Genomic DNA, 12,549 nt, shown 5'->3' with positions numbered 1-12,549 from the left:
GGAAACGGCAGCGCATCAGTAAACGGTATTTCTTCTTTCTTCTAAGTATAGAATGTATTTTACTGCAAGTCAATGCGCTTTGTCTTTGTCCATTAAAAACCTTTTTCTGTACTTTATTTTCCCATAGTCCAGTATTCTTTTGAGGTAAATCGAATCATAAGCTCCGCCAATTACCCCTGCCACCGGAATCCCCTGCAAAAACTTCATGTACAGCAGTTCTTTTGAGAGGACAGAGGAGGTTTTTCTGATCTGCTCCCCGCTGTCGTATCCCTGGGGTACTGTCTGCTCTATGATATATCGGTCTGTCTGCTCATTGATCTGTCTCAGAGCGTCTCCATAGGACAAGGCTCCCTGTATGAGCAGCAGTATGAAATACTTCTCCTCCTCCGTATCATACGAATATCCATAGTGAAGCGCGGTTTCATAAATGCTTTTCAGTATCATGCCGGTAAAAAGGGGAATGTCGGGAAGGCCAATGCCAAGGATCCCAAGGCCTACTCCTTCCACCCCTGCCAGAAGAAGATTCCTGCTGCCTGCAGCCTGGGCTTTTTTCGTAAATGTGCGGAGTGTTTTTTTATTTTCCAGCAATCCGGCAGCGTAGGCATCTACTTTATACGTGTGCTCTATCTTCTCCCTGGAATATGTCTTCTCTATCACATCCGTCCCCTTCTCAAATATGAGGCCGAATGCTTTCTCAAATGCCTTATCCAGAGTCTCCTGCAGCCTGGCCGGAACCTTTGCTTCCAAAGTCCGGTCAAGAAAAGACGCATTCTTCTCCTCATTTCGTTTTAGAAATGCCTGCTCTTTTTTTAGAACCGCTTCCATCTCCACTGTCCGGGTAGATTTTTTTCTTCTCTTGATCATTTTTCCGCCTTTCCAAAAAAGATTATGTCCGCTGCTTCTATATATATTCCAGTTCACTGAACGCTTTTATGAATTCTTTTTTTCCATACCCCTCAAATTCTGCTTCCAGCATAGTTTCATTCTCATTCACCACAACGCCTGTTCCGTATCTGGAATGCCGGACAAGCTTCTGCTGTTTTGCCTGTTCGGGACTCTGTTCCGGACTTTGTTCCAAACTCTGTTCCGGACGCTGTTCCAAACTCTGTTCCGGACTCTGTTCCAAACTCTGTCCCGGACTCTGTTCCGGACTTTGTTCCAAACTCTGTTCCTGATTCTGTTCCAAACTCTGTTCCAAACTCTGTTCCGGACTCTGTTCCAAACTCTGTCCCGGACTCTGTTCCAAACACCCGGCCGCCATACTGCGCCTCTGTTCCTGCACCTGGCGTTTTAATTCCTGCAGGCTCACAGCAGGGCCTATGTCCTCACCGTGTTCCAGCAGCCGGGGTGGGATCATACGGATATAACGGCTCTCCCCCGGATCAGCTCTCTCCTGGGGATTCATGTAATAGGACAGTTCCAAATGGTCCTTTGCTCTGGTGATACCCACAAAAAACAGCCTTCTCTCTTCCTCCTCCCCCTCCATATCCCCGGTCCTGAGCGGAATCAGCCCATGATTCACCCCCGTGATAAACACACAGGAAAATTCCAGCCCCTTTGACGCATGGATGGTCATGAGTTTTACACAGTCTTCCTGCCGGCTGATATCCTCCCGCAGCACATCCAATCCGTAGAGTGAGGAGGAATTGACAAACTCCCGCATTCCCGACGCCCGCTCTGCCTGCTGTTCTCTCACATAGGCATACATGATCCCAAACAGTCTGCGCACCGCGTCACTGTCCTCATGGAAGGATGCCGACACAGGGTTCAGGTACCTGTCCAGTTCAAAATATGTAAACAGTTCTTCCTCATTGCCCAGTTCCCCGCAGTTTTCTACCAATCCGCACATTCTGTCAAACAAAAGGGATCTTCCCGGCTGTCCGGCCCTGACAATCTCCTCAGCCTTTTTCCCGCTGATACCTTCCCCGTACTCCCGGCTGGAAAGTACATAGATCCCGGATGCCGTATCCTTTGTGTTCAGTGAAAACCGAAGAAGACGGATACACCATTTGAGCACAGGCACATCACCCACCGTCTTCTTCAAGGATACCTCAAAGGGGATACCCTCTCTTAAAAACACGTCCTCAAATATTTTAGACTGGCTCTGCAGACGGTAGAATACAGCCATCTCCCCATAAGATATGCCCTCCTCATGCAGCTTTTTCATTCTGGCTGCAAGATAACAGGCATCCTGAAAAGCATCATACTGGCGTCTGACTATGATCTTGCTCCCCGGCTCCCGCACCCCTGTAAGAGGGCTTCCGTTCTGCAGAAAACAACGGGCAGCCTCCAAAATGGAAGTGCTGGAGCGGTAATTGATGGGAAGTGTCAGTTCTTTTGCCTGATATTTGTGCTTTAAAGTATAAAATATCTGAAACGCGCTGCCCCGCCAGCTATAAATCACCTGGTTGGGGTCCCCCACCGCAAACAGGCTGGCTCCGCGGCTTATGAGACGGTCCGTAAAAACAAGCTGCTGGGTGTCACTGTCCTGGACTTCATCAATAATGACCCACTTGGGAGATACGGATTTCTGTTCTGCCTCCTTCAGAAGAAAATTAGCGTTTTCCAGCAAGTCAAAAAAGGTCATTTTATCCTGCTTTGCCTTCTCCTCCTTTAGCAGCCCGACAAGCTCAAAAATATCGTCCTGATATTTTGAGACCTTCTTTTCCTCCTCCCGGACAGCCATGGCTGAATCCAGCCTTTTTTTGAGGCGGTTCTTATATTTGATCTTCAGCTTGTGCTGCCTGATCAAGTCATAAGCCAGCTCCAGCTCCTCCTCGGGGTCTATGACCAGAAACTCCTTACTATACCCCAGTTCCTCCACGGGAAGGAACTCCCGCAGATAATACAGGGCCGTACTGTGAAATGTACCGAATCCTCTGAGTTTATCTGCCGACAGTTCCGGTTCCGCTGCCAAAAGCCTGGACTTAATCTCGTCTGCGGCTTTATTGGTAAAGGTGAGCACCGTCATATCCTCAAAACCCACCTTTTTTATATGGTGCAGATATTGGATTTTAGTGATCAGCACTGTCGTCTTGCCGCTCCCCACATTTGCGTTCACCACACAGGCAGGGCTCTCATCCAGAACGGCTTCTCTTTGATATGGATTCAGTCTGTCCAATTCTTTTTCAAAATTCAATTCCATACGATATCCCCCGCACTGTCATCCGTTTTTCCCGTCATGTAAATGCGAATATCTCCGCCTGATCTTTTCCTCTGTTTCCTTCTTATCGCTCCCCTTGTCTGACAGATACACTTCCAGGCGCAGGGCAGCCGGGGCATCTGTGTAAAAGGCGATCATATTTTTCAGGCTCAGCCTGTTTGCGTCCTCTAAGATCCATGTCCGGTAAAAGGTGCCGGACGTGGGAAGAAACAATATGTTCCCTTCCACGCTTACCTCCTCCACCGTATTCAAAAACGCTGCCATAGCTTCCCCTTTCCGGCTCAGGAAGGCGCAGAATTCTTTCCATTTTGAGGGAAGTTCTGCAAACACAAAGGGCTTCTGCATATAAGTGGAGGGCACATGGTCAGGCAGTTTCATCCCCATAGGGGAATCCCGCTGCGTCAGCAGATTTTCCAGACCCCAGCATACAATGTCCTTGTCCAGCCGGTAATCCCCTATGCAGGCCGCGCAGCCGTCTTTACATTTACAGCCTCTTACCATCTCTATGGCATGTTCTATGATTTTCGGCATGAGTTCATAGGCTTTTTCCGCATACCCCAGGCCGCCTACATACTCATCAAAAATATAGAGGCAGACTTCTTCCTCCAATCCCGCGCCCATATCCAGCGCATTGCCTGACATGGTGACGCCAATATCCTCCTGTTCTGTCATGGTTGCCATCCGCGCAGCATTCCGGATAGCATAGCAGATGCCTTCAAAATGGTTGTTTCTCAAAACCTGTCCGTTTCCTGTTTCCCTTATAAGGCCCCTGTAAACCTTCACAACATTTTGGGGAATGGTGATCCAGGTGCTTTCCGTGTCAAAATCCTTGGATAACGGCGGCTCCAGCTGTCCGTATCCCAGATTCTGATGATTGTGGAACTGCATTTTTTTGTACATGTAGACCGATTCCTTTACATTAACATCACCGAACGAAACCTTTGTCCTTTTGTATTCCTTCTCTGCGCTCCCATGTATGATACGGATGGCGGCGGCGCTTCCCGGCATGGTGTAATAGTTTCCGCAAAAGGGTACCGCATAGGATGTTTTTGTCTCCCTGTCCATTTGTATGACTTCATACTGGGCACCTCCGTGCATGTACACTGCGCCTTCATGGATTTCCCGGAAAGCCTGCATCTCATCCATCTCTGTGATGATCCTGGAATTCTCCCGGTCCACCAGATTATATCTGACCTTATCTATATTTCTTAGGCTATAGTCACCTGCCGGAAATGTATCTCCGGACCAGGCAAATCTGCCATCCTGGGCATGCAGCTCTTTTACCCGCAGAAGGACCGGGATCGTCTCACCCAAATCAGGAAAAACAGCAATATCGTCAAGGGTGAGCGGCAGTTCCGCCGCTGCTGCCCGGATATGGGCAAGTTCAATGAGAAGATTGTCTCTGTCCACCACTGCGCTCTCGCTCTCCCCGTCAAAAAGCCAGTCCGGATTGATGGAGATATACTGGTCAAAAGGCAGGTTGTCCAAGATCAGATAGTTGGTGCAGGCTCTGCCGCTTCTTCCGGCTCTTCCCGTCTGCTGCCAGAAGGAAGCCCTGGTTCCCGGAAATCCGGCAAGCACGGTTGTGTCTATTTTGCCGATGTCTATGCCCAGCTCCAAAGCATTGGTGGAAATAAGGCCGCAAAGCTCCCCGGACGTCATTTTCCTTTCAATCTCTTTCCTTTCTCTTGGGTTATAGCCACCCCGGTAGCCCGAAATCCGCTCCGTAAGTCCGGCACCGGGAATGCCCTCCCCCTCCAGCATATCGCGGGCTTCTTTTAGGATAACCTCCACATTTCTGCGGGATTTGGCAAATGTAAGAAAGCTCTGTCCCTTCTCTGTCAGCTCTGCCGCCATGGACGCTGCTACAGACGTACCCTGCACCTGCCCGTAATACTGATTGTCTTTCCCGTAAATCTTGGGCGGCTGGAGGAAAACATATGTTTTCTCCGGAGCAGGGGACCCATCCCTGTCAATGCAGATAAATTCCCTCTGGCAGACTGCCCGGGCAAGTTCCACAGGGTTTGCTATGGTGGCGGAACTGCAGAGGAACTGAGACGACGCGTGATAGTATCTGCAGATCCTGGACAGGCGGCGGAATACATTGGCAAGGTGTGAGCCGAACGCACCGCGGTAGGTGTGGAGCTCATCTATGACGATGTATTTCAGGTTTGAAAATATAAAATCAAATCCGGCTTTGCTGTGGTTTGGAAGGAACGCGCTGTTGAGCATTTCCGGATTGGTAAGGATGATGTTGGCATTCTTCCTGATGCGGCTCCGTTCGGCCGGCGGTGTATCACCGTCATATACCCCTGCGAACAGTCTGTGCTGTCCGAAAGCCTCCGTCCAGGGTTGTATTGCCCGGTACTGGTCACTTGCCAGGGCTTTTGTCGGGTATAAGAAAATAGCCCTGGACTGGGGATGGGACAATATCTCCTGTATGACAGGGAGAAGGAAACCCAGGGTTTTGCCGCTGGCGGTGGAGGTTGTGATGACTATATTTTCGCCCCGGATGGCCTGGGTGAACATCTCGGCCTGATGGGTATAGAGGCTTTGGATGCCGGTGGAGGACAGATGCGTGCAGATTTCCTCTGAGAGGCCGGAGGGGTAGGGGGCGTATTGCGGGGGTGTTGGTGGGATGTTTTTTTGGTATATGGTTAGGTCTTTTATTTCCATGTGGGGACTCCTGTTGTTTTTTTTGTGGTTAAGGAACGTTTGTTCTTAGTTTAGCATTTTTGGTGGGGAGATGCAATGGGGTAGTGGGGCTCATGTGGATTGCATGGCTCACGGACGGAAAGAGCAGCGGCCCAGGGGCAGGGAAGGCAGGGGATAATTCATCCGACGTTCCGCTGGCAGGCAGCTAACCTGCTGGCATTCACTAAATTCGTCGGCAATGGCCTCCTCATTAAGTGTCTGCCGCAGGTGGATCTGCCAGCCGCTCCACTTAACCTACTGAATTATCCCCTGCCTTCCCTGCCCCTGGGCCGCTGCTCTTTCCTGTTGGTGGAATGCGGATGGGAGGGATAAGAGAAAGTTATTTGAGATGTGGTTGGAGTGGCGGGCGGAAGCTGTTTGGATTGCGGATGCGATGGGCTGGCAGAGGTTATTTAGAATGCGGTTGGGTGACGGGTGGAGGCTGTTTGGGCTGCAGATGGAATGGGTAGGCGGAGGTTATTTGAATTGCTGTTGGGATTGGGATGAGCGTTGTTTTGAATGCGGATGGGATGGATGGAAGGAGGCTATTTGACTTGCGGATACGATGAGTAGGACGAGGTTATTTGAATTGCGGTTGGGATTGGGATTAGGAGTTGTTTGGATTATGGATGGGATGGACGGAAGGAGGCTATTTCGATTGCGGACGGAACAGGGTAGAGGTTATAAATGATAGATATTGGGATTTTAGTTGACAGTGGAGATTGATGTGGTATTATGTAAGTATATGTTTTAAATCAAGTGTTTTAAATTGAATGATTTAGGACGGATATGGTGAATTTTTAAATTTGATTAAGGATGGAGGGATGAGAGATGCCGCCTAAGGCTAAGTTTACCAGGGAAGAGATTGTGAATGCGGGATTGAATATAGTGAGAAAACGGGGGATGGGCGCGGTTACGGCAAGGGAGCTGGGGATGGAGCTTGGAAGTTCTGCCAGACCTGTGTTTACGGTGTTTCATAGTATGGAGGAGGTGCAGGAAGAGATTGTCCGGGCTGCTAAAGAGGTTTATAACCGGTGTGTGAAGCAGGGGCTTTCGCAGGAGATGGCATTTAAGAGTGTGGGGATGGAGTATATTGGGTTCGCCGGAAGGGAGCCTCAGCTTTTTCGGCTTTTGTTTATGAGGGAGAGGGCAGAGACCCCCGGAGTGAAGGATGTGCTTTTTGCAATTGATGATAACCATGAAGAGATCCTGCATTCGATTGAGACACAGTATGGACTGAGTGAGGAAAACGCCTGGGCTTTGTATCGGCATTTGTGGATTTATACGCATGGGATCGCAACGCTTTGTGCTACGAATGTCTGCAGTTTTGAGACGGGAGAGATTGACGGAATGATGACAGAGGTTTTTACAAGTATATTGAAAAATATAAAGGCAGGTGAAAAGTATGATCAGAGCTTGTGATATTTTTAAGTCTTACGGAAACAGCGACAATCCGCTGCCGGTGCTCAGGGGGATTTCATTGGAAATAGAGGAGGGGGAGTTTGCGGTTATCCTGGGGGCTTCCGGCTCAGGAAAATCTACATTGCTGAATGTTCTGTCCGGGCTGGAGACGCCGGATCAGGGGAAAGTGTTTTACGGGGAGAAAAAGATCACAGGACTTGGTGAGCGTGAGCTGACACAGTTTCGGAAGGAATATGTGGGATTTATTTTCCAGCAGTATTATCTGCTGCCTCATATGAATGTGGATAAGAATGTAAAAATGGGGGCAGATTTGTCCGGAAATAAAGATTACCGGGAAATGATCAATGCGGTTGGACTTGGTGATAAGCTGGAAAAGCTGCCGGGAGAACTGAGCGGCGGGGAACAGCAGCGTGTCTCCGTTGCAAGGGCACTGGCGAAAAAGCCTAAGGGATTGTTTTTGGATGAACCTACAGGGGCTTTGGATGAGGCAACCGGAAGGCTGGTGCTGGATTATATCTGTAAGCTGCAGGACATGTACGGTTTTACTGTTGTCATGGTTACGCATAATCAGAATATTGCTCGGATGGCTCATAAGGTGATACTGATGAACAGCGGTAAAGTCACTGATCTGTATCAGAATGCAGCCCGGAAAACAGCTTATGAGATAGGATGGTGATCATATGGTCGTAGGATTCAGAGACGCCGCAAAATTTACCGGGATTTTTATAATATCCTGCTGTGCAGTCTTTGTCTGCACTTTGTTCCTGAATTTTAATATGGATATGGTGGGGATTCGGGAGGAAATCGCACCAGGGGCGGTTACCGTTTTTTATGAAGCCCAGGTCTCGTCCGGCAGGATGATCAGCTGCGTAAGCGGAGGCTGTCTTTTGCTGACTTCTGTTATTATGTTATTTTTTTATATTAAGCATTATATTGACAGCCATCGAAAAGAACTGGGTATACTGAAGGCACTGGGATATTCTGATTTTAAGATTGCCCGTGGCTTCTGGGTGTTCGGGGTCAGTGTGCTGCTGGGTACCGGCATTGGATTTGCGTCCTCTTTTTTGCTTATGCCTACGTTTTACCGGGTGATGAATGAGGATAAGATCCTGCCTGATATTACTGTCCATTTTCATTGGTCACTGCTCCTCTTTCTTGTGCTGATCCCTGCTGGATTTTTTTCTATTCTTGCGATTCTCTACGGGTGCCGTAAACTTGGAAGCCCTGTGCTGACTCTGCTCCGCGGAAAACAAGGTGGGATTTTCAAGATAAGGCGGCAGAAAAGAAATAGCGGAAAGACACTTTCATTTTTGCAGGATTTGAGACAGAGCACTGCCAAGAGCCGTATCTCTCTTTTATTTTTTATAGGATTTGCTTCTTTCTGTTATTCCTCCATGATGCAGATGACTTTTGGTATGAAGGACTTGGCAAGTGCCATGTTTGCTGTGATCATTTTTGTTATTGGGATCGTGCTTTCCTTTACGACGCTTCTCCTGTCCGTGACAACCGTGGTGGATGCCAACACAAAGACGATCGCTATGATGCGGGTCTTCGGATATTCCCAGAGGGACTGCCGGAAGGCGATTCTTGACGGATACCGGCCTGTGGCTTATGGGGGATTTGTTGTTGGGACTCTTTATCAATTTGCACTGATAAAAAGTATGGTTAAGATTATCTATAAGGATATCCCCCATGTTCCTGACTACACATTTAACTGGCAGGCGTTTTTTATTGTTCTGTTTTCTTTTATTTTGGTTTATGAATGTATTATGCTGTGTTATTCTGTTAGAATAAAGAACATTTCTTTAAAGGAAATCATGCTGGAGTGACTTTGCCTTTCCTTGGGAAATGAATAAGATCAAGATCAGGAGGCTCTCAGATGAAATTAACCGTTCTGGTGGATAATAACACGTATATCGACCACTATTATGCAGGGGAACCGGCAGTCAGCTATTACATTGAAATTGATGATCTAAAAATACTCTTTGATACCGGCTACTCCTCTATCTTCATTCAAAATGCTGTCTCCATGGGCATAGACTTAAATACGATCACCCATATTGTGCTCTCCCACGGCCATAATGACCACAGCGGAGGCTTAAAATTCCTCCGTGAAGAGTATGCCCTTCCAAACGCCCGGCTTGTGGCACATCCTCTGTGTTTCCAGCCGAAATACTATGAGAATGAATACATAGGCGCCCCCTATTCCCCGGAAGAGATTACCAGACTGTTCTGTTACCAGCCTGCCCAAGCGCCTGTTTCTCTCTCTGAAAATTGTCTTTTTTTGGGGCAGATCCCAGAGCTTTATGGTTTTGAAAAACGAAAAGCAATCGGCACATACCGAATAAACGGTGCGGAAAAGGAAGACTTTTGCCTGGACGACTCGGCACTGGTATGCAGGACAGACAAAGGACTTTTCCTTATCACCGGCTGCTCCCACAGCGGCATCTGCAGCATCACAGAGTATGCACGCAGAGTCTGCCGGGAACAGCGTATTACAGGTATCATTGGCGGATTCCATTTGTTTGACAAGAATACACAGCTTACGGAAACCATTCACTTCCTGGACACCCTGTCCGCAGATGCCCTTTATCCCTGCCACTGTGTTTCCCTGAAAGCCAAAGCTGAAATGCTGAAATACATGGATATTGAGGAAGTCGGTGTTGGATTAACCATACAAATATAGACTGCAGGTGAAAGTATGTTTAAAATAGGTGAATTTTCAAAACTGACACAGGTATCCATCCGGATGCTGCGGTATTACGATGAAGCCGGCCTTCTGAAGCCGGCTAAAACTGATGCCTGGACGGGTTACCGTATGTACTCTGCCGAGCAGATCCCCACCCTGAATAAAATCATTTATCTGCGTGACAGCGGTTTTCAGGTGTCGGAAATTGCTGCTGCCCTGGCCGCTGAAAATGAAATGTCCCTGATAGAACATCTGGACAAAAAATACCGGGAAATCCAGGAAAACATCAAAACAGAGCAGGAACGGCTTCAGAAAATCCTGCTCGTCAAGAAAGATATTCTGCATGGACAAAATGAGATGCCGTACAATGTGACCATAAAATCCATTCCCGGTATCCAGGTGCTCTCCCTCAGAAGGATCCTTCCGGATTACTACGGTGAAGGTCTTCTCTGGAAAGAAATGTCAGATTTTGCAGAAGCAAACAGGATACCGATTTCCCCTGAAACCTTCTCTCTTTACCACGACCAGGAGTATAAGGAGACACAGGTGGATGTAGAGATATGTGCACCCGTAAAAAAATCCGGAAAGGATACCGAGGATTTCATCTTCCGATTTATTGAACCCGTCCCTGTCATGGCCTGCACCATGGTGTACGGCCACTTCTCCAATATAGCCGGAGCCTACCTTTCCTTTGCAGAATGGCTGCAAAAAAACGAGCGCTACCAGATGACTGCCCCAAGCAGGCAGATTGTCCACCGGGGCCCCTGGAATGAAGATAACCCCAAAAACTTTCTGACAGAGATACAGATACCTCTGCTGATCAAAAAAGACTAAAAATTTCCGTCAAAAATATTCCTCTTGACTCTCACACCATGTCAGGGTCTACATTGAACTCGTAAATGTAACTATTCAGTAGGTCTGCGCATTCACTGCGCTGACCGTAAGAAAGTGTTCCACGGCCAAGCAAAAATCCCATCGCCAAAAGCGATTCTGCATGGATTTTTGCCTGTAACTGTAAGGATACTGAACAGTTACTCACAAATAAATCATATATGGAGGAATACACCATGACATCATTCAAATTACATCCCATTGGGACCATCCACAATAACGGAGAAGAAATGTTTATCACCCTGGATCCGGCATACATCCCGGCGCTGCAGGCATTAGACGGCTTCAGCCACATCGAGGTGCTCTGGTGGTTCAGCGACTTTGACACAGAGGAAGCCCGCGCCGTGCTGGAAGCAGAACAGCCCTACAAAAAATGCCCTCCCGTAATGGGCATCTTTGCCACCCGTTCTCCTGTCCGCCCCAACCCCATAGCCCTTACCACAGCCCCGGTCACATACATTGATCACGAAAACGGCGTCATCCACATAGCCTACATTGACGCAAACGACAACACCCCGGTCCTGGACATCAAGCCCTACACTCCCAGCATGGACCGCATAGAATCCCCAACGGTTCCGGACTGGTGCAGCCACTGGCCTAAGAGCCTGGAGGAATCTGCAGAATTCCCGTGGGAGAATGAATTTAACTTTTAGCTAAAATAAGGGGGTGCTTTGTTGGTATTTCTTAGAAATTAATGTCTTTGCAAAACAAAGCTGCCGGGAAACAGCCGGAACAGATATGGGCACAGTTTTCTCCCTATCTGTTCCGGCTGTCTTGATTTCACCATCACGGAAAGCATTCTCCCCAAATATACGGATGTCTTCCGGCTTTAGTTTTTCTTCTGCAATGATACTCTGCATCCATGCTGCATATACTTCATTTCCTCTCGAAGAAATGTATCATGGTATCTTTCAGATCCTCACTGAAATCATCCAGATCCTCCAAAGTGATCGCACCCTCATTCATGCTTCCCACACTTCCGCAGCCAAAATCAGGGAAACTCCGGCGGGGAGGGGCAGGCAGGGATACGGGGCCTGATTCCGCAGGTTTAGTGGAGCGGCGGGCAGATCCACCTGCGGCAGACACTTAATGAGGAGGCCATTGCCGACGAATTTAGTGAATGCCAGCAGGTTAGCTGCCCACCAGCAAAACGTCGGAGGAATCAGGCCCCGTATCCCTGCCTGCCCCTCCCCGCCGGAGTTTCCCGTCCCTTTTTTCTCTAAATAACTCCCTTCTGCAGCATCACATTCGCATAAACCGCCTCTTCCCCCGTAGCCACAATAGCATAAGCCTTCTTTGCCTCCTCATAAAAAGCAAACCGCTCCACATTCCGGATCACACTGTCCCCGCGGTCCTCATACTTTTTCACGATTTCCCTATAAGTATCCCAGATTGGTGTCTTAACATCATCCCCGGGCATAACCTCCATAAGACTCATAGGATGTTCCACATATCCGTCCAGCGGCATCAGACGAAGCACTGCATCCAGCACCTCGGGCACTCCATGCCCATCCATCCGCACAACAATACAATCCTTCCCCATACTCTCCGCAGGGAAATTCCCATCCGCGATCACAATCCTGTCACTATGTCCCATCTCTGCCAGCACTTTTAAAAGCTGAGGCGGAATAATTTTCGGAATCCCTTTTAACATCACATTCACCTTTTATCCTTAACAAAATTTACGTTA

10 protein-coding genes are annotated in these 12,549 nt (G+C 48.4%); 6 read left to right on the top strand and 4 right to left on the bottom strand.

Features of this window, described 5'->3' with window-relative positions; genetic code table 11:
- Window positions 1-69: 69 nt before the first annotated feature.
- The 3 genes from C6P39_RS16170 to C6P39_RS16160 are packed head-to-tail and all read right to left on the bottom strand — an operon-like array spanning window position 70 to window position 5,839.
- Window positions 70-864, bottom strand: coding sequence for an EcsC family protein (locus tag C6P39_RS16170; RefSeq protein ID WP_104805956.1), 795 nt, complete (start codon window positions 862-864; stop codon window positions 70-72).
- Window positions 865-901: 37 nt separating this feature from the next.
- Window positions 902-3,145, bottom strand: coding sequence for a UvrD-helicase domain-containing protein (locus tag C6P39_RS16165; RefSeq protein WP_104804470.1), 2,244 nt, complete (start codon window positions 3,143-3,145; stop codon window positions 902-904).
- An 18-nt stretch (window positions 3,146-3,163) separates the two neighbouring features.
- Complete coding sequence (locus C6P39_RS16160; RefSeq protein WP_104804469.1) at window positions 3,164-5,839, bottom strand: DEAD/DEAH box helicase; 2,676 nt, start codon at window positions 5,837-5,839, stop codon at window positions 3,164-3,166.
- Between the two features lie 849 nt (window positions 5,840-6,688).
- On the opposite strand from C6P39_RS16160, the gene C6P39_RS16145 reads away from it, so the two are divergent.
- From C6P39_RS16145 to C6P39_RS16115, 6 genes are all read left to right on the top strand, one after another.
- The gene (locus C6P39_RS16145) at window positions 6,689-7,279 is read left to right on the top strand and encodes a TetR-like C-terminal domain-containing protein (protein WP_104804466.1); all 591 of its coding nucleotides are present in this window, start codon (window positions 6,689-6,691) and stop codon (window positions 7,277-7,279) included.
- Window positions 7,263-7,955 (top strand): ABC transporter ATP-binding protein, encoded by a 693-nt coding sequence (locus C6P39_RS16140; RefSeq protein ID WP_104804465.1) that lies wholly within the window; start codon window positions 7,263-7,265, stop codon window positions 7,953-7,955. The genes C6P39_RS16145 and C6P39_RS16140 overlap by 17 nt, the downstream gene beginning before the upstream one ends.
- Before the next feature lie 4 nt (window positions 7,956-7,959).
- On the top strand, window positions 7,960-9,108 hold the full coding sequence (locus C6P39_RS16135; protein WP_104804464.1) for an ABC transporter permease: 1,149 nt from the start codon (window positions 7,960-7,962) through the stop codon (window positions 9,106-9,108).
- Between the two features lie 50 nt (window positions 9,109-9,158).
- Entirely contained in the window at window positions 9,159-9,965 is an 807-nt protein-coding gene (locus C6P39_RS16130; RefSeq protein WP_104804463.1) for an MBL fold metallo-hydrolase, read from the top strand.
- Window positions 9,966-9,980: 15 nt separating this feature from the next.
- Window positions 9,981-10,802 (top strand): MerR family transcriptional regulator, encoded by an 822-nt coding sequence (locus tag C6P39_RS16125; protein ID WP_104804462.1) that lies wholly within the window; start codon window positions 9,981-9,983, stop codon window positions 10,800-10,802.
- A gap of 233 nt (window positions 10,803-11,035) precedes the next feature.
- Window positions 11,036-11,512, top strand: coding sequence for an SAM-dependent methyltransferase (locus C6P39_RS16115; RefSeq protein ID WP_104804460.1), 477 nt, complete (start codon window positions 11,036-11,038; stop codon window positions 11,510-11,512).
- A 566-nt stretch (window positions 11,513-12,078) separates the two neighbouring features.
- Here the strand turns inward: C6P39_RS16115 and C6P39_RS16105 are convergent.
- A complete protein-coding gene (locus C6P39_RS16105) occupies window positions 12,079-12,513 on the bottom strand; it encodes an RbsD/FucU family protein (protein WP_104804459.1) in 435 nt (144 codons plus the stop codon).
- Window positions 12,514-12,549: the final 36 nt, after the last annotated feature.

The organism is Blautia marasmi (assembly GCF_900258535.1).
Classification (GTDB): Bacteria; Bacillota; Clostridia; order Lachnospirales; family Lachnospiraceae; genus Blautia; species Blautia hominis.
The sequence above is the reverse complement of the archived record's forward strand: the minus strand, read 5'-3'. Positions and strand labels throughout refer to the sequence as shown.

Bases quoted from the DNA above. Each gene is read 5' to 3' on its own strand.
- C6P39_RS16170 (WP_104805956.1), bottom strand. From the start codon at position 864: ATGATCAAGAGAAGAAAAAAATCTACCCGGACAGTGGAGATGGAAGCG.
- C6P39_RS16165 (WP_104804470.1), bottom strand. From the start codon at position 3,145: ATGGAATTGAATTTTGAAAAAGAATTGGACAGACTGAATCCATATCAA.
- C6P39_RS16160 (WP_104804469.1), bottom strand. From the start codon at position 5,839: ATGGAAATAAAAGACCTAACCATATACCAAAAAAACATCCCACCAACA.
- C6P39_RS16145 (WP_104804466.1), top strand. From the start codon at position 6,689: ATGCCGCCTAAGGCTAAGTTTACCAGGGAAGAGATTGTGAATGCGGGA.
- C6P39_RS16140 (WP_104804465.1), top strand. From the start codon at position 7,263: ATGATCAGAGCTTGTGATATTTTTAAGTCTTACGGAAACAGCGACAAT.
- C6P39_RS16135 (WP_104804464.1), top strand. From the start codon at position 7,960: ATGGTCGTAGGATTCAGAGACGCCGCAAAATTTACCGGGATTTTTATA.
- C6P39_RS16130 (WP_104804463.1), top strand. From the start codon at position 9,159: ATGAAATTAACCGTTCTGGTGGATAATAACACGTATATCGACCACTAT.
- C6P39_RS16125 (WP_104804462.1), top strand. From the start codon at position 9,981: ATGTTTAAAATAGGTGAATTTTCAAAACTGACACAGGTATCCATCCGG.
- C6P39_RS16115 (WP_104804460.1), top strand. From the start codon at position 11,036: ATGACATCATTCAAATTACATCCCATTGGGACCATCCACAATAACGGA.
- C6P39_RS16105 (WP_104804459.1), bottom strand. From the start codon at position 12,513: ATGTTAAAAGGGATTCCGAAAATTATTCCGCCTCAGCTTTTAAAAGTG.